Origin of the sequence: Palleronia sp., assembly GCF_042089775.1 — a bacterium.
Classification (GTDB): Bacteria; Pseudomonadota; Alphaproteobacteria; order Rhodobacterales; family Rhodobacteraceae; genus Palleronia.
Map to the genome: position 1 here is coordinate 71095 of NZ_JBELKF010000001.1, position 25376 is coordinate 96470.

The 25376-nt window shown below is 66.1% G+C and carries 25 protein-coding genes and 1 riboswitch; of the genes, 23 read left to right on the forward strand and 2 right to left on the reverse strand.

The window, feature by feature from the left end:
- The first annotated feature begins 40 nt into the window (after positions 1 to 40).
- The 11 genes from pip (at position 41) to ACFDS3_RS00405 (ending at position 12992) form a co-directional block, all read left to right on the forward strand.
- Positions 41 to 1012, forward strand: a complete 972-nt coding sequence (gene pip / locus ACFDS3_RS00355; protein WP_375260337.1) for a prolyl aminopeptidase — start codon at positions 41 to 43, stop codon at positions 1010 to 1012.
- A 177-nt stretch (positions 1013 to 1189) separates the two neighbouring features.
- The gene (rimP, locus tag ACFDS3_RS00360; RefSeq protein ID WP_375260338.1) at positions 1190 to 1798 is read left to right on the forward strand and encodes a ribosome maturation factor RimP; all 609 of its coding nucleotides are present in this window, start codon (positions 1190 to 1192) and stop codon (positions 1796 to 1798) included.
- A gap of 6 nt (positions 1799 to 1804) precedes the next feature.
- The gene (gene nusA, locus ACFDS3_RS00365; protein WP_375260339.1) at positions 1805 to 3430 is read left to right on the forward strand and encodes a transcription termination factor NusA; all 1626 of its coding nucleotides are present in this window, start codon (positions 1805 to 1807) and stop codon (positions 3428 to 3430) included.
- Positions 3431 to 4069 (forward strand): RNA-binding protein, encoded by a 639-nt coding sequence (locus ACFDS3_RS00370; RefSeq protein WP_375260340.1) that lies wholly within the window; start codon positions 3431 to 3433, stop codon positions 4067 to 4069.
- Entirely contained in the window at positions 4062 to 6557 is a 2496-nt protein-coding gene (infB, locus tag ACFDS3_RS00375; RefSeq protein ID WP_375260341.1) for a translation initiation factor IF-2, read from the forward strand. The genes ACFDS3_RS00370 and infB overlap by 8 nt, the downstream gene beginning before the upstream one ends.
- Before the next feature lie 186 nt (positions 6558 to 6743).
- Positions 6744 to 7511 (forward strand): flagellar motor protein MotB, encoded by a 768-nt coding sequence (locus tag ACFDS3_RS00380; protein ID WP_375260342.1) that lies wholly within the window; start codon positions 6744 to 6746, stop codon positions 7509 to 7511.
- A gap of 66 nt (positions 7512 to 7577) precedes the next feature.
- Positions 7578 to 8870 carry a flagellar hook protein FlgE gene (locus ACFDS3_RS00385; protein ID WP_375260343.1) on the forward strand — a complete coding sequence of 431 codons (1293 nt, stop codon included), beginning with the start codon at positions 7578 to 7580 and terminating at the stop codon, positions 8868 to 8870.
- An 8-nt stretch (positions 8871 to 8878) separates the two neighbouring features.
- Complete coding sequence (flgK, locus tag ACFDS3_RS00390) at positions 8879 to 10324, forward strand: flagellar hook-associated protein FlgK (RefSeq protein WP_375260344.1); 1446 nt, start codon at positions 8879 to 8881, stop codon at positions 10322 to 10324.
- A gap of 1 nt (position 10325) precedes the next feature.
- Positions 10326 to 11330 carry a hypothetical protein gene (locus ACFDS3_RS00395; protein ID WP_375260345.1) on the forward strand — a complete coding sequence of 335 codons (1005 nt, stop codon included), beginning with the start codon at positions 10326 to 10328 and terminating at the stop codon, positions 11328 to 11330.
- Positions 11327 to 12424 (forward strand): flagellar basal body P-ring protein FlgI, encoded by a 1098-nt coding sequence (locus ACFDS3_RS00400; protein WP_375260346.1) that lies wholly within the window; start codon positions 11327 to 11329, stop codon positions 12422 to 12424. The genes ACFDS3_RS00395 and ACFDS3_RS00400 overlap by 4 nt, the downstream gene beginning before the upstream one ends.
- 265 nt (positions 12425 to 12689) lie before the next feature.
- A complete protein-coding gene (locus ACFDS3_RS00405) occupies positions 12690 to 12992 on the forward strand; it encodes a glycine zipper 2TM domain-containing protein (protein WP_375260347.1) in 303 nt (100 codons plus the stop codon).
- Positions 12993 to 12995: 3 nt separating this feature from the next.
- On the opposite strand, the gene ACFDS3_RS00410 is transcribed toward ACFDS3_RS00405, so the two are convergent.
- Positions 12996 to 13556 (reverse strand): L,D-transpeptidase, encoded by a 561-nt coding sequence (locus ACFDS3_RS00410; protein WP_375260348.1) that lies wholly within the window; start codon positions 13554 to 13556, stop codon positions 12996 to 12998.
- 653 nt (positions 13557 to 14209) lie between these two features.
- Between ACFDS3_RS00410 and ACFDS3_RS00415 the strand changes: the two genes are divergently transcribed.
- The 4 genes from ACFDS3_RS00415 to ACFDS3_RS00430 are packed head-to-tail and all read left to right on the forward strand — an operon-like array spanning position 14210 to position 16148.
- A complete protein-coding gene (locus ACFDS3_RS00415) occupies positions 14210 to 14740 on the forward strand; it encodes an EF-hand domain-containing protein (RefSeq protein ID WP_375260349.1) in 531 nt (176 codons plus the stop codon).
- A 4-nt stretch (positions 14741 to 14744) separates the two neighbouring features.
- Positions 14745 to 15359 carry an RNA polymerase sigma factor gene (locus ACFDS3_RS00420; protein ID WP_375260431.1) on the forward strand — a complete coding sequence of 205 codons (615 nt, stop codon included), beginning with the start codon at positions 14745 to 14747 and terminating at the stop codon, positions 15357 to 15359.
- On the forward strand, positions 15346 to 15705 hold the full coding sequence (locus ACFDS3_RS00425) for a hypothetical protein (RefSeq protein WP_375260350.1): 360 nt from the start codon (positions 15346 to 15348) through the stop codon (positions 15703 to 15705). Before ACFDS3_RS00420 ends, ACFDS3_RS00425 begins: the two co-directional genes overlap by 14 nt.
- Positions 15702 to 16148 carry a periplasmic heavy metal sensor gene (locus ACFDS3_RS00430; RefSeq protein WP_375260351.1) on the forward strand — a complete coding sequence of 149 codons (447 nt, stop codon included), beginning with the start codon at positions 15702 to 15704 and terminating at the stop codon, positions 16146 to 16148. The genes ACFDS3_RS00425 and ACFDS3_RS00430 overlap by 4 nt, the downstream gene beginning before the upstream one ends.
- Here ACFDS3_RS00430 and ACFDS3_RS00435 read toward each other — a convergent pair.
- Positions 16120 to 17250: a chromate transporter gene (locus tag ACFDS3_RS00435; protein WP_375260432.1), complete on the reverse strand. Its 1131-nt coding sequence runs from the start codon at positions 17248 to 17250 to the stop codon at positions 16120 to 16122. The genes ACFDS3_RS00430 and ACFDS3_RS00435 overlap by 29 nt on opposite strands.
- A gap of 218 nt (positions 17251 to 17468) precedes the next feature.
- Positions 17469 to 17662: riboswitch (cobalamin riboswitch) on the forward strand.
- Positions 17663 to 17693: 31 nt separating this feature from the next.
- Between ACFDS3_RS00435 and ACFDS3_RS00440 the strand changes: the two genes are divergently transcribed.
- The 8 genes from ACFDS3_RS00440 to ACFDS3_RS00475 all read left to right on the forward strand — a co-directional run bounded on the left by ACFDS3_RS00440 (position 17694) and on the right by ACFDS3_RS00475 (position 25375).
- On the forward strand, positions 17694 to 17864 hold the full coding sequence (locus ACFDS3_RS00440; RefSeq protein WP_375260352.1) for a CbtB domain-containing protein: 171 nt from the start codon (positions 17694 to 17696) through the stop codon (positions 17862 to 17864).
- Between the two features lie 3 nt (positions 17865 to 17867).
- Positions 17868 to 18572: a CbtA family protein gene (locus tag ACFDS3_RS00445; RefSeq protein ID WP_375260353.1), complete on the forward strand. Its 705-nt coding sequence runs from the start codon at positions 17868 to 17870 to the stop codon at positions 18570 to 18572.
- Between the two features lie 45 nt (positions 18573 to 18617).
- The gene (locus ACFDS3_RS00450; protein WP_375260354.1) at positions 18618 to 18821 is read left to right on the forward strand and encodes a hypothetical protein; all 204 of its coding nucleotides are present in this window, start codon (positions 18618 to 18620) and stop codon (positions 18819 to 18821) included.
- A gap of 101 nt (positions 18822 to 18922) precedes the next feature.
- The gene (locus tag ACFDS3_RS00455; RefSeq protein WP_375260355.1) at positions 18923 to 19057 is read left to right on the forward strand and encodes a hypothetical protein; all 135 of its coding nucleotides are present in this window, start codon (positions 18923 to 18925) and stop codon (positions 19055 to 19057) included.
- 154 nt (positions 19058 to 19211) lie between these two features.
- The gene (locus ACFDS3_RS00460) at positions 19212 to 21014 is read left to right on the forward strand and encodes an ABC transporter ATP-binding protein (RefSeq protein ID WP_375260356.1); all 1803 of its coding nucleotides are present in this window, start codon (positions 19212 to 19214) and stop codon (positions 21012 to 21014) included.
- Entirely contained in the window at positions 20998 to 23349 is a 2352-nt protein-coding gene (locus tag ACFDS3_RS00465; protein ID WP_375260357.1) for an alginate lyase family protein, read from the forward strand. Before ACFDS3_RS00460 ends, ACFDS3_RS00465 begins: the two co-directional genes overlap by 17 nt.
- Positions 23346 to 24317, forward strand: coding sequence for a glycosyltransferase (locus ACFDS3_RS00470; protein ID WP_375260358.1), 972 nt, complete (start codon positions 23346 to 23348; stop codon positions 24315 to 24317). Before ACFDS3_RS00465 ends, ACFDS3_RS00470 begins: the two co-directional genes overlap by 4 nt.
- 68 nt (positions 24318 to 24385) lie before the next feature.
- Positions 24386 to 25375 carry an SIS domain-containing protein gene (locus ACFDS3_RS00475; protein WP_375260359.1) on the forward strand — a complete coding sequence of 330 codons (990 nt, stop codon included), beginning with the start codon at positions 24386 to 24388 and terminating at the stop codon, positions 25373 to 25375.
- Position 25376: the final 1 nt, after the last annotated feature.

Genomic DNA, 25376 nt, shown 5'->3' on the forward strand with positions numbered 1-25376 from the left:
CCCCTCGCAGGGGCCGTCGCCGCGTCTATATAGAGCGCCCATGGATCATGCAGCAGGGCAAAAAAGCGCGGCGTCATACTTGTACCCGCGATTGGACCCGTTCGACCAGCGGATGCTGGCCGTGGGCGAGGGGCACTCGATCTATGTCGAGCAGTGCGGGAATCCCGATGGGGCGCCTGTCGTGGTGTTTCACGGTGGACCGGGGGGCGGCTGCTCGCCTTCCATGCGGCGCTATTTCGATCCCGACCACTACCGCATCATCCTGTTCGACCAGCGCGGGTGCGGGCGGTCGCGGCCCCACGCGTCGGTCGAAGAGAACACGACCTGGCACCTCGTTGCGGATATCGAACTGATCCGACGGACGCTCGGCATCGAGCACTGGGTGGTGTTCGGCGGCTCGTGGGGCGCGACGCTGGCGCTGATCTATGCCGAGGCGCACCCCGAGCGGGTCGCGCACCTGATGCTGCGGGGCGTCTTCCTGATGACGCAGGCCGAGCTGGACTGGTTCTACGCCGGTGGCGCCGGGCGGTTCTGGCCTGACCTGTGGGCGAAGTTCGTCGACCTCATCCCCGAGGGCGAGCGCGACGACCTGATCGCCGCCTACCACAACAGGTTGTTCTCGGGCGATCTGATGACCGAGATACGGTATGCGCGTTCCTGGGCAGGGTGGGAAAACACCCTCGCCTCGATCGACAACGAAGGCCCCGCCGGCGAAAGCCCCGCCGAATATGCCCGCGCTTTCGCGAGGCTCGAGAACCACTATTTCACCAATCGCGGGTTTCTCGACTATGACGGTCAGATCCTCGGCGAGATCGGCCGGTTGAAGAACGTGCCCGGCACCATCGTGCAGGGGCGTTACGACATGATCTGCCCGCCGTCCTCGGCCTACGCTCTGCACAAGGCGTGGCCTCTGTCCAAGATGGTCTTCGTCCCGCGCGCCGGTCATGCGCTGAGCGAGCCGGGGATCAGCGCGGCGCTGGTGCGCGAGATGGATCGCCTGAAGCGCCGGTAATCCTTGCATTCGGCTGCGGCTTGCCTTATGTGCCCCTCAACAGCGGCGCGCCGGGGTCCACACCCGGCCCCACCGGACTTTAACGAACGGGCCGCGGGCCCGTTTTTTTGTGCCCGGACGCAACGTGTGAACTGCGTGAGAATCGCGTCGGAATCTTGTAGGAGTTTCGTAAGAGTCATGTCGGACCTCATCGCAAAGGCCAGCATCGACCGTCGCCTCGCCGAGGTGGTGACGCCCGTGATCGAGGATCTGGGATTCGAGCTTGTCCGCGTCCGCTATCAGGGCGGAAGGACACCGACCGTCCAGATCATGGCCGACCGCCCCGATGGCGGGATCGAAGTCGACGAGTGCGCCATCATCTCGACGGCGGTTTCGGCGCACCTGGACGTCGAGGACCCCATCGAAGAGGCGTACAACCTTGAGGTGTCGTCGCCCGGGATCGACCGGCCGCTGACGCGGCTCAAGGATTTCGAGATGTGGGACGGCTACGTCGCCAAGATCGAGACGAACGAGGCCATCGACGGCCGCCGTCGCTTCAAGGGGACCCTCCAGGGCGTCGAGGACGGCGAGATCCTGATCGAGATCGAGGAACACGGCCAGCCCGTGACCATCGGGTTGCAATTCGACTGGCTGTCGGACGCCAAGCTCGTCCTGACCGACGACCTGATCCGCGACGTCCTGAAGAACCGGAAGGACAAGGGCGAGATCGACGAAACCCAGTTCGACGAAGTGGAAACAATCATCGACAGCGAAGACGACGCGCGTCTTCCTGAACAGAAGGACTAAGGCATCATGGCCATTACCTCTGCCAACCAGCTCGAGCTTCTGCAGACTGCCGAAGCGGTCGCGCGCGAAAAGCAGATCGACCCCGGCCTTGTCGTCGAGGCCATGGAGGAGTCGCTCGCCCGTGCCGCCAAGTCGCGCTACGGCAGCGAGATGGACATCCGCGTGTCGATCGATCGCCGGACCGGCCGGGCGACCTTTACCCGCGTGCGGACCGTCGTTCCGGATGAAGAGCTGGAAAACTACCAAGCCGAGATGACGGTCGAGACCGCCAAGCAGTACATGGCGAACCCGCAGATCGGCGACACCTACGTCGAAGAGGTCCCGCCGGTCGAGATGGGCCGCATCGCGGCGCAGTCGGCCAAGCAGGTGATCCTGCAGAAGGTCCGCGAGGCCGAGCGCGACAAGCAGTACGAAGAGTTCAAGGACCGCGTCGGCACGATCATCAACGTCGCCGTCAAGCGCGAGGAATACGGCAACATCGTCGTCGACCTGAACCCCGGCGAGGGCGTGTTGCGCCGCAACGAGAAGATCGGCCGCGAGCTTTATCGCCCCGGCGACCGCATCCGCGTCTACATCAAGGACGTGCGCCGCGAGCCGCGCGGCCCGCAGATCTTCCTGTCGCGGACCGCGCCCGAGTTCATGGCCGAGCTTTTCAAGATGGAAGTGCCCGAGATCTACGAGGGCATCATCGAGATCAAGGCCGTCGCCCGGGACCCGGGCTCGCGCGCCAAGATCGGTGTCATCTCGTATGACAGCGGCATTGACCCGGTGGGCGCCTGCGTCGGTATGCGCGGCAGCCGCGTGCAGGCCGTCGTGAACGAGCTGCAGGGCGAGAAGATCGACATCATTCCGTGGAACGAGGACATGCCGACCTTCCTCGTCAACGCGCTGCAGCCGGCCGAAGTGTCGAAGGTGGTCTTCGACGAGGACGCCGAGCGCATCGAGGTCGTGGTGCCCGACGAGCAGCTGTCGCTTGCCATCGGCCGGCGCGGCCAGAACGTGCGGCTTGCTTCGCAGCTGACGGGTCTGAACATCGACATCCTGACCGAGGAAGAGGAAAGCGCCCGTCGCCAGAAGGAATTCGAGGAGCGCACCCAGCTGTTCGTCGACACCCTGGACCTGGACGAGTTCTTTGCGCAGCTCCTGGTGTCCGAGGGCTTCACCAATCTCGAAGAGGTTGCCTACGTGGAGCTGGACGAACTGACGGTCATCGACGGGGTCGACGAGGACACCGCCGAAGAGCTGCAGGCCCGTGCCCGCGACTATATCGACGCCCAGAACCGCAAGGCGCTGGACGAGGCGCGTGCGCTTGGCGTCGAGGAGTCGCTGGTTGAATTCGACGGCCTGACGCCCCAAATGATCCAGGCGTTGGCGAAGGATGGCGTGAAGACGCTGGAAGATTTCGCCACCTGCGCCGACTGGGAGCTTGCTGGCGGCTGGACCACCGTCGACGGCGAGCGCGTGAAGGACGACGGACTCCTCGAGAGCTTCGACGTGTCTCTCGAAGAGGCGCAGGACCTGGTGATGACCGCCCGCATCCAGCTGGGCTGGGTCGACCCCGCCGAGCTTGAGCCCGACGCGGACGAACTGGCCGAAGATGCGGCCGAAGGTGAAGAGGAGGCGACCGCCTAAGTGACCCGCGGCACGCCGAAACCCGCGCCGGACGAACCCGAGCGCAAGTGCCTCGTCACGGGCGAGGTGAGCCCCAGGCGGGGGCTCATCCGCTTCGTGGTGGGGCCGGAGGACATGGTCTATCCCGATGTCGCGGCCAAGTTGCCGGGGCGTGGGATGTATGTCTCGTCCGAGCGCGACGCGCTCGAGACGGCGGTCGCGAAGCGGCTGTTCTCGCGAGGGGCGAAACGGCAGGTGAAGGTGCCCGAGGACCTGGTGGACCAGGTCGAGGCGCAGCTTGCCCGCCGCTCGGTCGACCGGCTGGCGCTGGCACGCAAGGCGGGTCAGGCGGTGGCAGGGTTCGAGAAGGTCAAGGACTGGCTCGACAAGGACAAATGCAGGATCCTCCTGCAAGCCTCGGACGGATCGGAAAGAGGCAAGACGAAGCTGCACAGGCCCGGTGGCCGTGGCAGTTTCTTCGATATCCTGACGGCGGATGAATTGGGTTTGTCCTTCGGTCGGGAACGTGTGATACACGCGGCGCTTGCCGCAGGCAGACTCGCTGAAGATTTCAGGGACGATGCCGTGCGGCTTTCAGGCGTCCGCAAGCGGGAAGTTGGCGGAGAAGACGCCGGAAAGGTGAATAGACCTGATGAGTGAGAACGACGGCAAGAAGACTCTCGGCGTGCGCGGCCCTGGCCGGCCCGGACAGGTGAAGCAAAGCTTTAGCCACGGCCGGACGAAGAACGTCGTGGTCGAGACCAAGCGCAAGCGCGTGGTCACGCCGAAGCCCTCGACGGCGAAATCCGAAGGCGGCGCATCGAAGCCGATCGGCGGCGACCCCAGGAAGCGTCCCGCCGGCATCACGGATGCCGAGCTCGAGCGCCGGATGAAGGCACTCGCGGCTGCAAAGTCGCGTGAGGCCGAGGAAAACCAGCGTCGCGAAGAGGAAGACCGGCAGCGCGCCGAAGAGCGTGAGCGTCGCCGGGCCGAAATCGAGGCGAAGGAGCGCGAGGAGCGCGAGCGGGAAGAGGCTCTGAAGGCCAAGGCCGAAGAGGACGCCCGCCGTCTGCGCGAGGAAGATGAGGCCAAGCGAAAGGCCGCCGAACCCAAGCCCGCCGCGCCCGATCCGTCCGAGGTCCAGGCCCGCGAGCAGCGCGGCCAGAAGACGGCGACGCCGGTGCGCACCGACCGCGACACGCGCGACAAGGACCGCCAGGCCAAGCCGGCCAAGGGCGGTGGTGACAAGCGCCGGTCCGGCAAGCTGACGGTGAACCAGGCCCTGACTGGCGGCGAAGGTGGCCGGCAGCGCTCGATGGCGTCCATGAAGCGCCAGCAGGAGCGGGCCCGCCGCAAGGCCATGGGGCAGAGCCAGGATCGCGAGAAGGTCACCCGCACGGTTCAGCTGCCCGAGGCGATCGTCGTCTCCGAGCTGGCCAACCGCATGTCCGAGCGCGTGGCCGACGTGGTCAAGGCGCTGATGCAGAACGGCATGATGGTCACGCAGACGCAGACCATCGACCAGGACACGGCGGAACTCGTGATCGAGGAATTCGGCCACAAGGTACAGCGCGTCAGCGCGTCGGACGTGGAGCAGGTGATCGAGCAGACCGAGGACAAGGCCGAGGATCTGCAGAACCGTGCCCCGATCATCACGATCATGGGTCACGTGGACCACGGCAAGACCTCGATCCTCGATGCGATCCGCAAGGCGCGCGTCGTCCAGGGCGAGGCCGGTGGCATCACGCAGCATATCGGCGCGTACCAGGTGCAGTCCGACAGCGGCACGACGTTGACCTTCCTCGATACGCCGGGCCATGCCGCGTTCACCTCGATGCGCGCCCGTGGTGCGCAGGTGACGGATATCGTGGTGCTGGTGGTGGCCGCGGACGATGCGGTCATGCCGCAGACGATCGAGGCCATCAATCACGCCAAGGCTGCCAAGGTGCCGATGATCGTGGCGATCAACAAGATCGACAAGCACGACGCAAATCCCGACAAGGTCCGCACGGATCTGCTTCAGCATGAAGTGATCGTCGAGAAGCTGTCCGGCGACGTGCAGGATGTCGAGGTGTCGGCGAAGAACGGCAAGGGGCTCGATGAACTGCTCGAAGCGATTGCGCTGCAGGCCGAGTTCCTCGAACTGAAGGCCAACCCCGATCGTCCCGCCGAAGGCGCGGTGATCGAGGCGCAGCTCGACGTGGGTCGCGGTCCCGTGGCCACCGTGCTCGTGCAGCGCGGCACCCTGCGGACGGGCGACATCTTCGTCGTCGGCGAGCAGTGGGGCAAGGTCCGCGCCATGGAGAACGACCAAGGCGAGCGCGTGACCGAGGCCGGTCCGTCCGTTCCGGTTGAGGTCCTGGGCCTCAACGGCACGCCGCAGGCGGGCGACGTTCTGAACGTCGTCGAGACCGAGGCGCAGGCCCGCGAGATTGCCGAGTACCGGCAGAACGCGGCCAAGGACAAGCGCGCCGCGGCGGGTGCTGCCACCACGCTCGAGCAGATGATGGCGAAGGCGAAGGCCGACGAGAACGTGGCCGAGCTGCCGATCCTAGTGAAGGCCGACGTGCAAGGTTCGGCCGAGGCGATCGTCCAGGCGATGGAGAAGATCGGCAACGAAGAGGTCCGCGTCCGCGTCCTGCACTACGGTGTCGGCGCGATCACCGAAACGGATGTCGGCCTGGCCGAAGCCTCGGGCGCGCCGATCATGGGCTTCAACGTCCGTGCCAACGCTTCGGCGCGGCAGACGGCGAACCAGAAGGGTGTCGAGATCCGCTATTACAGCGTGATCTACGACCTCGTGGACGACGTGAAGGCGGCGGCCTCGGGCCTGCTGTCGGCCGAAGTGCGCGAGACCTTCATCGGCTATGCCGAGATCCGCGAAGTCTTCCGCGTGACCAAGGTCGGCAACGTGGCGGGCTGTCTGGTGACCGAAGGTGTGGCACGCCGCGCCGCCGGCGTGCGTCTGCTGCGCGACAACGTGGTGATCCACGAAGGCACGCTGAAGACGCTCAAGCGGTTCAAGGACGAGGTGAACGAGGTCATCTCGGGCCAGGAATGCGGTATGGCGTTCGAGAACTACGATGACATCCGCCCCGGCGACGTCATCGAGATCTTCACCCGTGAAGAGGTCGAGCGCTCGCTCTGACCAACGCACTCTGAAAGCCGAAAAGGCCCGGTCGCATGATGCGGCCGGGCCTTTTTGCTGTGCGGGATTGGCTCCCTCCGGGCGAACTTGGGCAAAAGTGTGAAACGCCCTCACGATTCTAATTGTTAGCGTGGTCTTCACTCGTTCTTGCGCAAAGTCATCGCGGGGAACGAAGGGGGTACGGTTATGGCCGCGACAGGGCAGGCGCCGATTATCATCAAGAGAAAGAAGAACGTCTCGGCCGAAGGGCATCACGGCGGCGCGTGGAAGGTTGCCTATGCCGACTTTGTCACGGCAATGATGGCGTTCTTTTTGATGATGTGGCTTTTGAATGCGACGACAGAGGACCAGAAACAGGGCCTCGCCGACTATTTCAGCCCGGCGATTCCGCTATCCACCGAGTCGGGTGGCTCGCAGTCCATGCTGTCCGGGCAGAGTATCGCGGCAGAGGGAACACTAGGGCTGGCCGACAACGAGGCCGAATCGGAGGTGCTGAGCGCGGTCGAGGCCATGCTTACCGCTACATCCGGCGAAAGCACGGTCGAGGACGAGCTTCTTCAGCATATCAAGACCCGCATCACCGACGAGGGCCTGATCGTCGATCTCTTCGATCTACCAGGCGAACCTCTGTTCGAGCCCGAAACCGCGACGCCGACGCTGTTGCTGAGCGACCTTCTTGCGGTGGTGGACGACGTGTTCCGCGAGACTCGCAACCGCGTCGCAGTCAAAGGCTACGTTCGTTCGACTGCGGTGGTCCGACGCGATCATGACGCGTGGCCGCTCTCGGCTGCGCGGGCCGAGGCAGTGCGGGTCCGGCTCGCGTCGGGTTGGACAGGCGAGGCCCGCCTCGTCCGTACGGAGGCCCACGGCGACAGAGCCCCGGCCCTTCCCGACCGGATGGACGTTCGCAACAACCGGCTCGAGGTCATCCTTCTCAGAAATGTCTCGCGTTAGGACAGCGTTAAGTCAGCGGGCGTAAGACGGGACCAACAGGTAGCGGAGCAAAAGGGTCTCGTCTTCATGTCCATCTCGTCCTCACTCGCTTCCGGTGTCAGTGGCCTGAGCGCGAACGCCACGCGGCTGTCCAGCATCTCGGACAACATCGCGAACTCCGCAACCTATGGCTACAAGCGCAGCATCACCGAATTCCATTCGCTTGTGGTCAGTGGCGGCGGTCAGCAGAGCACGGGCAGCGGGGTGAGGACGACGACGCAGCGGTTGGTCGACGAGCAGGGACAACTGCAAAACTCGTCCAACGCCACGGACATCTCGATCAACGGCCGCGGCTTCCTGCCGGTGACGGATCTCGAAGGCACGAAAGCAGGTGGCGCGACAAAGCTCGCATTGATGACGACAGGATCGTTCCGCCCGGATGCGGAAGGCAATCTCGTCAACGCAACGGGGAAGGTCCTCCTGGGCTGGCCGGCTTCTCTCGACGGCTCGTTCGCGAATTTTCCGCGAGACAGTACCGACGGGCTGAAGCCTGTAAACGTCTATCACAATCAGTTCGCAGCCAATCCCACGACCAAGCTGTCTCTGGCACTGAACTTGCCGTCGGACGATTCTGCGGATCCCGCCGCTCTCGGGGGGCCTCACGAGCTCACCATCGAGTACTTCGGGAACATGGGTCAGACCGAAACGCTCACGTTCAACTATGAGCCGACCGCAACGAACGTATGGACCATGACGATCACCGACAGCCAGAGCAAATCTGAGGTCGGGGAGTATACGTTGAACTTCAAGTCCACGATGGACGGGGGCGGTCAACTGGATGCCGTGACCAAGGTCCTGGGCAGCGCAGGCGACGTATATGACCCTCTCACAGGCACCATCGAGATCCCGATCGGCGGGGAAAAGATGACCGTGAATATCGGTGGCCCCAACCAATCCACCGGCATCACGCAGCTCGATTCCAGCTTTGCGCCGTCGAACATCATCAAGAACGGTGCCGCAACCGGTAACTTGAGTGGCGTCGAGATCGCGGCCGACGGTGTGGTGCATGCCATCTACGATACCGGCATGACTCGCCCGATCTTCCAGGTCCCGGTGATCGACGTGCCAAACCGGAATGCTCTCAAGGCCTCCGACTCGCAGACTTATGAGGTCAGTCTGGAATCGGGCGGCATTTTCCTCTGGGACTCGGGGACGGGACCTGTGGGTCAAACACAAGGCTATTCCCGCGAAGGCTCGACCACCGATGTGGCAACCGAGTTGACGAACCTGATCCAGACGCAGCGCGCCTATTCGTCGAATGCCAAGGTCATTCAGACGGTGGACGAGATGCTGCAGGAAACCACCAACCTCAAACGGTGATCTGAGCCATGAGCATATCTTCTGCCATCGCCTCGGCAACGTCCGGGTTGTTTGCGACCGCGCGTGCGTCGCAGTCCGTCTCGGACAACGTCGCGAATGTTCTCACGCCCGGCTACGCTCCGCGCGAGGTCGTGCTCGAATCGGGCCGCTTTGGCGGCGTGGGTGTCGCGGCGATCTCCAGGCGTGAAACGCAAAGCCTGATCACCGATCGCCGTATGGCCGAGGCCGACACATCGGGGGAAAAGGCGCGCAGCCAGTCGCTGTCCAAGGTCGTGGACCTCGTGGGCTCGGCCGAAAACGCCGGATCGCTCTCGGGCCGCGTGGCTGCCCTGGCGGCAAGCCTGACATCGGCCGCGAGCCTTCCTTCGTCGGAACAGCGGCTGGGGACAGTGGTGGATTCGGCCCAGGCGCTGACAAAGCACTTGAACGATGCGGGCGACGGTGTGCAAACCGAGCGTCTTAAAGCGGATCATGCCATCGGCGATGCCGTAGAGGCCCTGAATCAGGGGCTTCAACGCATCGAGCAGCTCAATACCGAGATCGCCAAGGCGGGCGGAACTGGGCGCGACATGAACACTTTGCTCGACCAGCGCCGCAGCGCCATCGATGCAGTTGCCGGATTCATCCCCGTGCGCGAGTTCCCTCGCGATAACGGACGCGTGGGTCTGATCACCGAGACCGGAGCGGTCCTCATGTTGGACTCGGCAACCGAGATCGGCTTCTCCAAAGCAGGGGGCATGACGGCTGGGATGACGGCAGGCGCGCCCTTGTCCGGTCTTACGATCAACGGTCGTTCTGTTGACGTGACGCGCGACGACGGCCCGATCGCGGGCGGAAAAATCGCGGCACTCTTCGAGTTGAGAGACGGAGAATTGCCCGCCGCGCAGGCCCGCCTTGACGGGTTCGCTCAAGAGCTCATCACGCGGTTCCAGGACAAGGCGGCGGACCCGTCCCTGCAATTAGGCGATGCGGGATTGTTCGTGGACGACGCCGTTGCACCGATGGCGTCCACAGTCGGGCTGGCGCAAAGAATTGCCGTGAACGGCGCGGTCGATCCTGATACTTCTACCGGATCCTTGAGCCGGCTGCGAAACGGCCTTAGTCCTATGGCTGCGGCGCGTCCCGAAGGCGACGCTCGTGTTCTACAATCTCTTGCAGACGCGTTGCAGCGACCCGCGGTGCCCCAAAGCGCCGCCTTGGGCGAGTCGAGCCTTGGGCTCGGGGCGCTGGCCGACCAGGTCGTCGGGGCTGCTGCCGGAGCGGCGTTCCGCGCCGAGACCGATCTTGGCTACTCCGAAGGCAAGTTGGCGACGCTGCAGGAGGCCGAGCTGTCGGAGGGCGTCAACACCGACGACGAGATGCGCATGCTCCTCCTGATCGAGCAGGCCTACGCCGCAAACGCCAAGGTCATCCAGACTGCCGGGATGATGCTGGATCGCATATTGGAGATCTGAAATGACCGTGACGACCATTGGCGACCTCGCCCAGACATTCAAGCAGCGCACAGTTGGAAATCGACTGCACCGGGACCTTGGCACGCTCAATTTCGAGCTGACGACCGGGCTGAAGCGGGACGTCGCCAAGGCCGTCGGGGGCAACACCGGACCGGTTGCCTCCATAGAGCGCGCGCTCACACATCTCGAGGCGCAAAGCACCGCGGTCAAGGAGGCGAGCATCTTCGCCGGCGCCACCGGTATCGCCTTGTCTGCCATGTCGACACGTATCGAAGGTATCGATCTTGGCGCCATGACCATCACGCACGAAACGTCGGCGCTTCAGATCGATGGCCTGGCGAAATCGGCGCGCATAGCCTTCGTGGGCATGATTTCGGATCTTGGGACGCAGACAGCGGGGCGGCCGCTCTTTGGCGGCGCATCCGGCAATGCGCAGGTGACTCGTGGCGCCGAGGACATCATGGCAGATCTCGTGTCCAGCCTTGCCGGAGCGACCTCCGCCAAGGACATCAAAGATGGCGTGACGGCTTATTTCGCAGATGGCGGGCCGTTCCAAACCAAGGACTATGTAGGTGTGCCGGTTGATCTGGCACCCTTCGATCTGGGCGACGGTTCGAGAGTGGAGGTGGGAGTTCGCGCGGACGACCCGGCAATCCGCGAAGCGCTCGCGGAAGTTGCGCGAATTGCCGTGCTGGGTGAGGGGCTTCCGGTAAGCCACGAAGCGCGGGCGGACGTCCTGTCGGGCGGCGTCACCGGCCTTCTGCAGGGCCAGAACAAGCTCATCGGCCTCGAAGCGGGCGTAGGCTTGGCTACCGCCTCTATCGACGACGCGAAAGTGCGCATCGGGACTGAGCGAAATGGGTTTGAGCTGGCAAGGCTCGACCTGTTGGCGGCCGATCCCTACGACACCGCAATCCGTCTGAAGCAGACGGAGAACCAGATCTCTATGATCTACACGCTCACGGCCCGCCTGTCCGAGCTTAGCCTGGTATCGTACCTGCGATGAAACCTATTCTGTTTATCCTCTTCGCCTTTTGGGCAGCCGTGGCCGACGCCGCGCCCGTTCGCATCAAGGATCTGGTGGAGTTCGACGGCGTTCGCGGAAACGATCTGGTGGGCTATGGCCTCGTGGTCGGGCTGAACGGCACGGGCGATGGATTGCGCAACTCGCCCTTCACCGAAGAGATCATGTCGACGATCCTCGAACGGCTGGGCGTCAATGTCAGCGGTGAGGACTTTCGCCCGAAGAACGTAGCGGCCGTGCTCGTGACTGCCGAATTGCCGGCATTTTCACGCGCTGGCAGCCGGATCGACGTCACTGTCTCGGCGATCGGGGATGCTTCGTCGCTACTGGGCGGGACGCTCGTGATGACGCCGCTCAACGCGGCCGATGGCCAGATCTATGCGGTCGCGCAGGGAACCGTTCTCGCCGGGGGCGCGGTTGCCGAGGGCGAAGCGGCGAACGTGACACAGGGTGTTCCCACATCTGGAGGCATTCCGGCGGGGGCGCGGGTCGAGCGTGAGATCGACTTCAGTTTTGGAGACCTCGAAACCGTCAGGCTCGCCCTTCGGACCCCCGATTTCACCACCGCTGGACGTATCGAGCAGGCGATCAACGGCTCGATGAAGCGCAGCGTTGCGGTCATGCTGGATGCCGGCACCGTCAGCGTGGACATTGCGGCAACCCAGGCAGCGTCGCCTGCTCATGCCCTGCTGGAGATCGAAAACATCACGGTCGAGCCGGAGCAGCGTGCGCGCGTCGTCGTGGACCAGCGATCCGGCACGATCGTGATGGGACAGGACGTGCGGATCAGCCGGGTGGCCGTTAGCCAGGGCGGCTTGACGTTGCGGGTAGAGGAAGCTCCGATCGTGGTTCAGCCCAATCCCTTTGCGCCGGGCGAAACGGTGGTCGTTCCGCGGACCGGAGCTGCGATCGAAGAAGAGCCGGGCATCGGGCTCGCAGAAGTGCCGGGTGGCGCGACGTTGTCAGATGTCGTGGCGGGTCTGAACGCGCTCGGTGTGGCGCCGCGGGACATGATCGACATTCTGAAGAGCATCAAGGCGGCCGGTGCGCTGCACGCTGAATTCATCGTGCAGTAAATGAAGTCTTAAGACCGAGGATGTCGTTCTGGTCTCTGCGACCTGTGGGGTGCTAAGGGGACTCCCTTGGCGCGAGGCATGCTGCCGAATGCTGCGCCGTGGGTTTCGAGAAGACATTGCGGGCCACCTAGAGGGGCGCGAAGGTCGGCGCTGCCGAGGACCTTTGATCAAATACGGGGCTTCCGTACCGGTTGCTCCGCCTCTGCGCCCATCTTTTGCCGAGATGCGCTCGCATCCTGAAGTCCGGATAAGCAGGAGACGAGACATGCGGCGAAACGCCCTCACCATTTTCGGAGCGTTGGCCTTGGCCGCCTGCACCGCGACCGGCGATCCACAGAGCGATCGAGCATTGGCCGGCGCCGCGGGCGGGGCTTTAATCGGGCAAATTCTGGGTGGTGATACCGAAGCAAGCCTTCTTGGCGCCGTGGCAGGCGCGGCCATTGGCGGCATTACGAGCGGACAGCCAGCGCAACAGGACCATCCATGCGCGGAGATCTATCGGCGCTATTCCAATCCCGAAGTCGCAGGCGATTACTGCGAGGTTCATCTTGCCAGTCTTGAGGGGTAGGCGCTAGCGGTACGAAATGACTTTCGTCCCGATCTTCACGTTCGGGTAGAGCTCGATGACGTCGTCATTGGTCAATCGGATACAGCCCGAGGAGACCGCTTGGCCGATCGTCCATGGCTGGGGGGTGCCGTGGATGCGATACATGGTGTCGCGTCCGCCGCGATAGAGATACATTGCGCGCGCACCCAACGGGTTGTCCGGGCCGCCCGGCATCCCATCGGCGTATTTGGCGTAAGTCTGTGGCTCGCGTCGGATCATGTTCTGCGTCGGCGTCCAGGAAGGCCATTCCTCTTTTCGCTTGATGACGGTTGTGCCGCGCAGATTGCGTCCGTCATCGCCGACAGCCACGTGGTATTCGCGTGCCCGGCCAGGCGCACGGACATGGTAGATCGAGAAGTAGTCGGGGAAGACGTGGATCGTGTCGACTTCGACATCGTCACGAATCTCCACGTCGCGCGCGCGCATTGTCTCGAGGCTCTTGTGAGGCAGGCCGGCGTGTCCCAGAACGGCCGAGGGCGTGAGGGCGGCAAATCCGGTGGCGATAAAATGGCGTCGGGTCAACATGGGCGGCTCTCTGGCAATGCGGGTCGCGGGGCGGTTCTGTGGCGGCTGCCACTTCATCGCAACGCACAATGACGTCAGAGGGTTCGTCGAGTTGACGTAACGGCCGATTTAGGCCCCGAGAGTGTGGGCGAAGGTCGTCGCGGACTGGCGGCGGAGCGGGATCGTCAGACAAGAACGGTGCCGTGTCAGTCACGTCTGCAACCGGTTCCGGCAGAACTGTCCGTGGGGCCTTGGCAACGTGGGAGGGAATGGGTCGGGCGACGGCGAGTGCGAAGCGATCTTGTAGTCGGCCGCCGATTCCTTACGCGGCGCGAGACAGGATGCGGCACTTGTGGGGCAGGGGCAGGGATTTCTCCGGCTCATGGTGGCGGCTGAAGGGCAAGCAGTATTGGACGCCTCGACTTCGACGGACTTGGTGCAGCAGGCCTTCGTCCGAAGGATGATTGCGCGGTTAGTGGCCTGGGCGCTACTGCAAGAGCGTTGTTTGCCGTTCTCGAGACAGTGAGCACGAGACGCAGCGGACGAGCCCAAGACCGGACGGTCCGGTGCGCTGACGAAGCCGTGAACGAGCTCGGGCGACGGAAGTTGAGGCGCACCCTCGTATCAGGTGCGTCGCCCGGACAGGGCGATGGGAGAACCGAAAGGACAACCAGATGATCCGCACCGCTGTTTTCGCGCTCATGGCCGGCACCGTCATGGCAGGGGCGACTTTCGCTCAGAACGCGCCCGGAGTCCGGGGGAACGAGCGTCCCCACCCAATCCTGCACCTCGACCAGAACGGCGACGGCCAGATCAGCCGCGAGGAGGCGCAGGCGATGGGGCAGAACCCGATGGCGCGCGCCGATGCGAATGGCGATGGCACCGTCTCGCGCGACGAAGTGATCCAGGCGGCCGTCGAACGGGCGACCGCGCGTGCGACGCAGCGGGCTGGCGCGATGTTCGACCGCTTTGACGAGGATGGCAACGGCGAGATCGCCGTCGAGAACCTGCCCGAGCCGCGTGGCCACCACGGCGACCGCGGTGAGCGGGTCGAGCAGCTTTTCGGGCGGTTCGATGCGAACGGCGACGGCACGCTGTCGGCTGATGAGATCGCGGACATCCCTCCGATGGGGCCGCGCGGCCCTCACGGGCTGGAGGGCCATGACGGTCATGGCAAGGGTCATGGCCAGAACGACCGCGGTTGATGCCATGGGACCGGCCCTGTGCTACGGGCCGGTCCCGACGGACGAGGGCGGGATGAGCGAGCCTGACGACGACAGCCTGCTGGCGATCTACGCAGCCGGCGACATGGCAGCCGCGGTGCCCTTGGCCCGGCGGCACCTGCCGCGCGTGCTGGCCGTGGCGCAGCGGATGCTGGGCGATGCGTCCGAGGCCGAGGATGTCGCGCAGGAGGCGCTGATGCGTCTGTGGCGCATCGCCCCGGACTGGGAACCGGGGCGGGCCAAGGTCTCGACCTGGCTCTACCGGGTGACGGCCAACCTGTGCACCGACCGGCTGCGCGGCCGCCGCCCGACCGAGCCGCTGGACGCGGCGAACGACCCTGCGGCGCCGGAGCCCGGCGTACGGGAACGGATGCAGGACGACCAGCGTCGTGCGGCGCTGGAGAATGCGCTGGCCCGGCTGCCTGAACGGCAGCGGCTGGCGGTGATCCTGCGCCACATCGAGGAACTGCCGAACCCCGAGATCGCGATCGCCATGGGCATCAGCGTTGAGGCGGTGGAGAGCCTGACGGCGCGGGGCAAGCTCGCCCTTGGCCGAATCCTGGCCGGACGGAAGGAGGCGTTGGGATATGTCGACGAATGACGACGACCTGAGCCGCGCGCTTGACGCGCTGAAGGCGCCGCGGGCGTCGGACGACCTGATGGTGCGCGTGCTGGCCGATGCCGCGCTTCAGCAGGGGCGCCGGGAACCGCTCCGGCCGTCGGACCTGCTGATGGCACGGGTGATGAGCGATGCCCGGACGGTCGCCGCAGGCCGCCGCCGACGCGAGGGCTGGGCCTGGGGCGGGATCGCCGCGGCGTGTGCCGTCGGCCTGCTCGTCGGCGTTGCCGATCCGGGCGGGGTGGTGGCTGCGGTTGCCCCCGAAGCCTATGCGATCGAGGATCTTTCGGGCGTCTATGCCTTCCAACTGGCGGAGGTCGTGGAATGAGCCTGCGTTCGATCCCGCGCCCGTGGCGCTACCTGCTGTTCATCTCCCTGGCGATCAACGTCGCTGTCGCGGGTGTCATCATCGGCTCTGCCCTGGACCGGCATGGACCGCATCGCGGCCCGCGTCTGAGCGGGCCGATTGCGCCGCTGGTCAGGTCCTTGCCCAACGAGGCGCGGCGCGACCTGTTCGCCGACCTCAAGCGCATGCCCCGCACTGAACCCGACAGGCGGCGCGGCTCATTCGAGGCGCTGCTCTCGGCCATCCGGGCGGAGCCGTTCGAACCCGAGGCCGTCACGGCAGCCCTACGAGAGCAGCGCGATCTGGGCGCGGCGCGGCTGGTGGCGCTGGAAGACGCCCTGGCCGAGCAGCTTGCCAGGCTGAGCGCCGAGGAGCGGGCGGATTATGCGGACCGGCTCAGGGCCCTGGTGCGCCGAGCGCGGTGACGATCCAGCCGAGCGCGGCGGCGGTGGCCAGCGTGACCATCAGCCCCGCACCGCGCCACACCATGACCCCCGCCAAGATGGACAGGCCCAGCACGCGCGGATCGAGCGTGGCGGGGCTGGGCATCCACAGGACCAGCGGCCCCACGGTCTGTCGCGTGACCTCGGTGAAGAGCACATGCAGCGCGAACCAGATCGACAGGTTTGCGATCACGCCGACCACGGCCGCGGTAATGCCGCTGAGCGCGCCGGCGAGGCGCGGCATGGCCGAGATACGCTCGATATGCGGGGCACCGGCGAAGATCCAGAGGTAGCACGGCACGAAGGTCGCCCAGAGCGACACCGCCGCACCCGCGAGCGCCAGCTGCCAACCGCCCGCGTCGTAGGCGGCCAGAGTTCCCACGAACTGTGTCACGAGGATCAGGGGGCCGGGCGTGGTTTCGGCAAAACCCAGGCCGTCCATCATCTCGCGCGCGGTCAGCCAGCCCAGGGTCGTCACCGCGTCCTGGGCCATCCAGGCGAGGACGGCGTAGGCGCCGCCGAAGGTGACGACGGCAAGCCCGGCAAAGAACATCCCGATCTCGCGCAGGATCCCGTCGAGCAGGACGAGCGGTCCCATCCAGATCACGGCCCCGGTCCCCAGCGCGGCGAGAGATGTGCGCCATGGCACGGGGCCGGTCGGCGCTTCGGCCTGATCGTTGCCGCCCAGAAGCGCACCGATCCCGGCGGCGGCGAGGATCACCAGCGGGAAGGGCAGCGCGAGGAAGAACAGCGCGACGAAGGCCGCGACCGCCAGCGCCCAATGCGCCGGGCGGGCAAGCGCGCGGCCGGCGACCTTTCTCAGCGCGCCAAGGACGACGACGAGGACCGGGGCCTTGATGCCGAGGAACAGTCGCTCGACGGCGGGGGTCTGGCCGTAGGCGGCATAGGCAAGAGCGAGGCCCAGCATCACCAGCGCGCCGGGCAGCACTAACAGCGCGCCGGCCACGAGCCCACCCGCGAGCCCGCGCAGACGCCAGCCGGCATAGGTGGCGAGCTGCATCGCCTCGGGGCCGGGCAGCAGCATGCAGAAGGACAGGGCCCGCAGGAACGTGCGCTCGGACAGCCACTTCGTCTAGTCCACGAGGATGCGGTGCATGACGGCGACCTGCGCCGCGGGTCCGCCGAAGCTGAGCACGCCGATACGGCCGAAGGCCCGCAGGAAAGGGCCGGTGCCCGGTCTGTCGGTCATGGCGGCTCTCTCCCGGCTGCGGCGCCTTGGTGTCGCGGGCGGGCGATCCGGTTAACGGGGCACATCCGCTCTTTCCACAGAAGGGCACGTCGGCTACGCAGGAGGTGCCCGGTGTTCCGCCCAATGGCGGAGCCCAGAGGGAATCCGGTGACATGCCGGAGCCGCCCCCGCGACTGTAAGCGGCGAGCGCGCGTTCGAAAAAGCCACTCGGATGTCGGTCCGGGGAAGGCGAGCGTCGCGCGAGGACCCGCAAGCCAGGAGACCTGCCGGGCATGATGGAAACCAGACCGTCGGGGAGACGGGCAAGGAGACGAGACATGAATACCACCACCGCATCCCGCGCCGCGTCCGCAAGCGTTGCCCTGCCGGCGCTTTTCGCGTCGATCATCGGCCTGGGACTGATCGTCCTGGCGGGCCACGTGCAGGCCGACGCGCTGCACGACGCCGCGCACGACGTGCGCCACGCCACCGGCTTTCCCTGCCACTGAGCCATGCTTGCACGTATCCTGACCAGCGCGGTGATCGCTGGATTCGCCGCGGGGCTCGTCGCGGCGACCCTTCAGCTTGTCTTCGTGCAGCCGGTCCTGCTTCACGCGGAACTCTACGAGGCCGGTGAGCTGCTCCATTTCGGCAGCGACTCGGTCGTCCCGGTCGAGCAGGACCTGGGCGGCTTCAACCTGATGCGCGACGGGCTGAGCGTGTTGTTCTCGGCCCTCGTCTATGTCGGCTATGCGCTGATCGTGACCGCCGCGATGGCCGTCGCGGCCGAGCGGGGCGTGGCGCGAATCACCGGACGCACCGGTATCCTGTGGGGGATCGCCGGCTGGGTCGCCGTGCAGTTCGGCCCCGCCATCGGCCTGCCGCCCGAGCTTCCGGGCGTGGCCGCCGCCGACCTGGCCGCGCGCCGGGCGTGGTGGGCCGGCACGGTCGTCTCGACCGGGACCGCCTGTGCGCTTCTTGGGTTTGGACGGTCGTGGATGGCATGGGGCGCGGCGATCGTGCTGTTCCTGCTGCCCCACGTGATCGGCGCGCCGCAGCCCGAGGTGTATACCGGTCCGACGCCGCCCGAGCTCGCGGGCGAGTTCGCCGCGCGGGCGCTTGGCGTCGGCCTGGCGGTCTGGGTCTGCCTCGGCGCGCTGGCGGGCCACTTGTGGAGCCGCGAGATGCGTGAGGCGGGGATTTCGCAACCCGCATGAGTCGGCGGTGGGTTCGCCCGCCGCCCTATTGCGACGGAGGCCACCGTGGGTCGCCCCATTCTGATGCTGTTCTTCGAGTCCGGCCTTGGCGTCGTCCTTGCCGCGGGGCAGGGGCTGACGCTGGACGGGCACGACCACGCCAGCCACGATCACGGCGACGCGGCTCACGCCGCGATGCATGCCGAAATGGTGGATGTTCCCGGCGCCGCGCTGGCGGTCGAGGCCACGCCGGACCCGGTCGGCGGCTAGAACCTGCACCTTATCGCCGAGGGGTTCGCCTTCGCCCCGGCCGCGGCGGGGCACGCGCATGTGCCGGGCGAGGGGCACGCGCATGTCTATGTCGATGGGGCATGCTTGGCCGGCTCTATGGCGATTGGGCGCATATTCCCGGCGGTGGCGACGTGCGGATCACGCTGAACGCCAACGATCACAGGGCGTTGACCTCGGGCGGCCTGCCGGTCGAGGCGCGCCTGCGGCTGGAGTAGCGCCGGGCCCGGCTTGCGGGGCAAGAGGCCATTCGCTAGGCAACGGGCGTCGCGGGGTCCCGCTCATTACGAGGCGCCGGGGGCCGACGGTCGTATTTCGACACGCGATGTCCTACATTAACGGCCTGTGCGCCGGAGACCGCGAGGCTTTGCAATGAAAATCCTGAGGCGCACGCTCGTCGCGCTTTTTGCCGGCGACGACGAACGGAGTGACATTCTGCGCCGGCTGCTGACCGAACAGGCGGCCGCGCAACGCAAATGGTACGTGCTGGCGGTCCTCGCGATGATCGTGGTCGCGAGCACGACAGCGGCGACCGCGCTGCTGATGGAATACATCGTCGAGGCGCTGACGGCCTACGACAACAAGAGCGTCGTCCTGCTGGTCGCGGGGGCGGTTGCGGCGACATTCACGCTGAAGGGCGCGGCGAACTACGTGCAGTCCGTGGCGATGTCGCGGGCCGGCAACCGGATCATCGCAAACCAGCAGGAAGAGCTTTACCGCAAGCTGCTGAAGAACGGCGTGTCCTTCTTCAATCAGCAGGAATCGTCGAACCTGCTCATGCGCCTGACCTCGGGTGCGGCGGCGGCGCAGCAGGTGATCGAGCTGATCGTCGCGTCGATCAGCCGCGACGCGCTGATGCTGGTGGGGCTTCTGGGCGTCATGATCTATCAAGCCCCGTTCCTGTCGATCTTCGCGCTGCTGGTCGGACCGACCGCGATATTCGGTCTGCGTGGACTGCTACGCCAGATCCGCGAAATCATGCGCAGCGAGCAAGCCTCGACCGCCGAAATCATGAAGGTCGTGCAGGAGACTTCAAAAGGAATCCACGTCGTTAAGGTCTTCTCGCTCGAGGATCAGATGCAGGGCCGCATGGGCTCGGCCGTGCGCAACGTCGAACGTCGCCGCAATGCCATCGCCCGGATCGGCGCCGTGACAAGCCCCCTGATGGAGACATTGGCCGGCTTTGCCATCGCTGGGATCGTGGCGGTCAGCGCGTTCTCTCTCTTTGGCGGGGAGCCGACGACGGCGGGCGAGCTGATGTCGTTCATCACCGCCTTCATGATGGCCTACGAGCCTGCCAAGAGGCTCAGCCGCGTGCGTATCAAGCTCGAGACGGCGATGGTCCGCGTGCGGATGATGTTCGAGCTTCTGGACTATGAGGAGCAGCTTGTCGAAGCGCCCGATGCTGTGCCGCTCGAGCCGGGGCCGGGCGATGTGCGCCTCGACGATGTGACCTTCACCTACGGTCAGAAAAAGACGGTCCTGAAGAGCCTGACGCTGGACTTCCCGGCACGAAAAACGACGGCGCTGGTCGGTCCTTCGGGCGGCGGCAAGTCCACGATCCTGAACCTTTTGATGCGGCTCTACGATCCGTCCTCGGGGCGGGTCCTGATCGACGGGCAGGACATCCGCGGGTCGACCTTCGCATCGCTGCGGGATCGGATCTCATTCGTGGGGCAGGATACGTTCCTGTTCTCGGCCTCGGTGCGCGAGAACATCCGCTACAGCCGCCCCAGCGCGACCGACGAAGAGGTCGAGGCCGCCGCCCGCGATGCCAACGCGCACGACTTCATCATGGCGCTGGACGACGGCTACGACACCGAGGTTGGCGAGAACGGCAACTTCCTCTCGGGCGGGCAGCGCCAGCGCATCGCGATCGCCCGCGCGATCCTGCGCCAGTCCGAGATCCTGCTGCTGGACGAGGCGACGAGCGCTCTCGACGCCAGTTCGGAGGCGCTGGTCAAGGAGGCGCTTACCCGCTTGACCGAGAATACGACGACAATTGTGATCGCGCACCGGCTTTCGACGATCCTCCAGGCAGACCAGGTTCACGTGATCGACGACGGGCACGTGGTCGAAACCGGTTCGGTGCACGAGCTTCTGGCCCGCCAAGGGCCGTTCCGGACGCTCTATGAGCAGCAATTCGAAGGGTTCCGCGATGCCGCAGCCGAGTGACCTGTTCCGGCGGGCCAAGACCCGGTTCCGGGGGGCTGGCCGCGTCGAACGCGCGGCATGGATGACGGGAGTCGCCGTGACATCGCCCCTGGTGGTGCCGGTATTCCTGGGATTCTGGATGCGCCGGCGGGCGGTGAAACGCCGCGGCCTGGGCGCGAGCCCACGTTTAGCGAGCCCGCGTTTCGTGATGTCGTCGACGCCTCCGCCGGCAGTGGCACCGGACCCGTCGGTCGAGGCGCAGCTTGCGGCGCTGCCCAATCTCTTTGCGCTGGTCCGCGTGATCGGCAATGACCTTCCGCCGCGCCACAAGATCGGGCAGTCGCGGGAAAACCTAGACTTCGTGCTCAGGAACGAGTCGCCGTTCGACGCGTGCGAAAAGCTGTGGATCGTCAATCGCATCGTGGACAAGGCCGAAGAGGCCCGCATCATCGCAAGGCTGGAAGAGGCTGGCGCCACCTACGAGGTGATCCCCTTCGACGCCGATGAATATGCCGACGTGCCGCTGGATTTCTCGCATTTCCAAGAGCCGCAGGTCCTGCAGTCCGACGCCTTCGCCGCGCTCGACGAACCGACGCAGATTCGCGTCGTGGCGCAGATCTATCGGCTGAAGAACGTTTACGTGATGCACAATAACGGCGCCCGAAACCGGGCTTTGGTCCTGGGGCAGGCGCGGGCGAAATGGGTGCTGCCCTTCGACGGCAACTGTTTCCTGACCGAAGCCGACTGGGACCGAATCCGCGCCGATGTCACTGCCGCGCCCGAGAGGCAGTATTTCGTCGTGCCGATGGCGCGGCTCGGTTCGAACGACCGCGCCTTCGACGACATGCCGCCCGAGGACGCGCAGGAAGAGCCGCAGATCCTGTTTCGCCGCGACGCGCCCGCACGGTTTGACGAGGCGCATCCCTACGGACGGCGTCCCAAGGTCGAGCTTCTGGCCCGCCTCGGCGTGCCGGGGCTTTGGAACCAGTGGCGGATGGACCCGTGGGACATCCCCGCCGGACCGGTCGGTCCCGACGCGCACCGCGTCGGGCGCGCCGGCATGGTGCGGCGCCTCGCGTCGGGGCGCGCCGACCTCGAGGCGCAGAGCCGGAACGTGCTGCACCAGCGCGGGCTGGCCCGGTCCGGCGCCATCGTGGCGACGCTTCGCCGTGCGGATGCGGCCGTGCTGGCCGCGCGAGGCCATAGCCCCGACCGGCCCGTCCTGTTTGATCGCGACCGCCTTCCCTGGCATGCAGGCCGCCCCCTTGGCCGTGCCGTCGCTGCGGTCGCGTCCGAAGCACGCAGCCGCGGGACCTACTCGGTCACGCAGAAGACCGAGCTTCCGCCTTCCGGCGACCCGCACGACTACTACCACCCGGCGCCCCACTGGTGGCCGAACCCGAACACTTCGACCGGGCTGCCTTACGTGAAGCGCGACGGAGATCGCCTGCCGGGCACCGAGATGTACGGCGAGGGCAGCGAGAAATTCGATCGCACCCGCTGGCAGATGATGGCCGACGACACCACGGTGTGCGCTCTCGATTGGGCGATCGACAAGGACGCCGCGGCGCGCGACCATGCGCGGCACCTCGTGCGGACCTGGTTTCTGGACGACGAGACCGCGATGACGCCGCACATGCGCTTTGCCCAGGTGCGGCGCGGCCATAATGGCGACGAGGGCAGCGCGACCGGGATCATCGAGCTCAAGGACCTGGCTTTCGTCCTCGATGCGGTCCGGCTACTGGACGACCCGGCCTTGTCCGAGGACCTGCGCGGCTGGTTGCGGCCCTACGCGGACTGGCTTGCGACCTCGCCGCAGGGCGTGGCCGAGCGGCGCGCGCGCAACAATCACGGCACCTTCTTCGACCTGCAATTCGCGGCCGTCGCGGCGTTCCTCGGCGATATCGATGCTCTGCTGGATAGCTGGATGCACAGCGTGTCGCGCATCGGCGGCCAATTCGATGAGCAGGGGGCGCAACCGCACGAACTGACGCGAACGCTGACCCAGCATTATTGCGCGTTCAACCTGCAGGGCTGGCTGACGCTCCTCACGCTGTACCGGGGCTGCGGCATTCCCGTGGACGCTCAGCCCGAGATCGCTCGCATCGGGACTGGCGTCGGTTGGCTGCTGAATCAGCGGGGGGCGGAGTGGCCCTATGAGCAGATCGAGCCGTTCGACACCGACCGCTTCGCGCCGATCGCTCTTGCGGCGGCCGATCTTGGCATCGCCCCCGCACCGGATCAGGACGACCTGGCACTGGCAGAGGCGCGGCCGCGGTTTCATCCGCATGACGGCATCCCGCCCTTCTGGCCGCTGATGCTCGGCACTGTCCGAGCCGAAAGGACAGCAGAATGAGCGAACCGCTGACGATCACGGTCGCCGTGCTGACCCGACAGAGGCCGCTGATGCTCGCGAGCCTGATCGACAGCTTTGCCAGCTTGCAGATCCCACCCGATTGCAAAGTGCGGTTCCTGGTGGTCGAGAATGACGATGCGCCGAACAGCCGGCACGTCGTCGAGGCGCGGCAGGGGCGGCTGCCGGGCGGTACGCTCGACTACGTGCTCGAAACCGAGCCGGGCATCCCCTTTGGCCGCAATCGCGCCGCCAAGGAGGCGCTGGCTTCGGGGCACGATCTGCTGGCCTTCGTGGACGACGACGAGGTGGTGGCCGAGGATTGGCTGGTGCACCTGATCGCGGGCTACAGGCAAAGCGGTGCCGCGCTGATCGGTGCGCCGCTGGGCATCTACCCACCGCAGGACGGGCTCAGTTGGACGCAGAAGCGGATGCACGACTGCATCCGCCGCCGCTATGCCCGCAAAGAGTCGCGTGCAGCGCGTCGTGCCGGCCTTTCGGGCACGCCCGGTGTGACGATCGTGACAAACAATTGGCTGGCCGAGACGGGTATCTTCCGCGACCGCGGCATCTGGTTCGACGAAGCGATGCGCTTTACCGGCGGGACGGATGCCAAGCTGTCGGCCGAGGTCAAGAAGGCGGGGCTGCCGACGGCTTGGGTGGCCAACGCCTATGTCTACGAGATCGTCCCGTCCGAGCGGCTGACCTTCGCCTACCAGTTCGCCCGTGGCCGCGACCAATCGAACACGAATTTCCGGCGCAAGATCGACAACTCCGGCGCGGCGCGGTGGACGGTCCTTGTCTCGGTCCCGCTGAAGGCGCTGAGCGCGATCGTGCTGGCGGTGCTGCTGATCCCCACGAACGGGCGGACGATGCTTGACCTTGCGCGCACGACCGGCTGGATGGCGGGGCGGATCGGCGCGCTGTTTGGCAGCCGCTCGGCGCTTTACGCGCGAACCACGGGGCATTGAGGGCGACGAAGCCGCCCTTCACGCGCCAGGCCAAGTCGCGTATCCGCGGGAAAAGACATGGTGCGATAATGACCGAACCCCTCACCGTTGCCCCGCAGGTGACCGACGCGCAGCTTCTCGACGCGGCGCAGCGCGTGCTTGCGACCGAGGCCGAGGCGCTTGCGGCGATGGCCGACCGCCTGCCCGACGGCTTCGCCGAGGCCGTGCGGGCGATCCATGCGGCGAGGGGCCGGGTGATCGTGGCCGGCGTCGGCAAGTCGGGGCATGTGGGCCGCAAGATCGCGGCGACGCTATCCTCAACCGGCACCCCGTCGCTGTTCATCCACCCGACCGAGGCGAGCCACGGCGATCTGGGCATGATCGGCACGGGCGACCTGTGCGTGATGATCTCGAATTCGGGCGAGACGGTCGAACTGGGTGACCTCACGGCCTATTGCCGGAGGTTCGGCATTCCGATCGTCGCGATCTCGGGCCGGTCGGGGTCGACGCTGATGCTGGCTGCGACCCATGCGCTCCTTCTGCCCGACGCGCCCGAGGCCTGCCCGATGGGCCTTGCCCCCACGACCTCGACCACGGCGACGCTGGCGCTGGGCGACGCGATCGCGATTGCGCTGATGGAGCTTCGTGGCTTCACTGCCGAGCGGTTCGGCGTGTTCCACCCCGGCGGCAAGCTCGGTGCGCAGCTCGCCCGCGTGGAAAGTCTGATGCACACGGGCGCCAAGCTGCCCCGCGTCGCCGCTGACACGCCCATGGGCGACACGCTGATCGAAATGACGTCAAAAGGCTATGGAGTCGCCGCCGTCGTGGGCCCCGAGGGGCGTCTTGTGGGCGTCGTCACCGACGGCGACCTGCGCCGCAACATGACCGACCTGATGCAACGTACCGCCGGCGACGTCGCCAACCCCGAGCCCGTGACCATCGCGCCCGACATGCTCGCCGCCGAGGCGATGGCGATCCTGCAGGCGCGCAAGATCTCGGTCCTCATGGTCGTCGGCGAAGATGCCCGCCCCGTGGGCGTGCTGCATATCCATGACCTTCTGCGCGCCGGAGTTGCCTGAG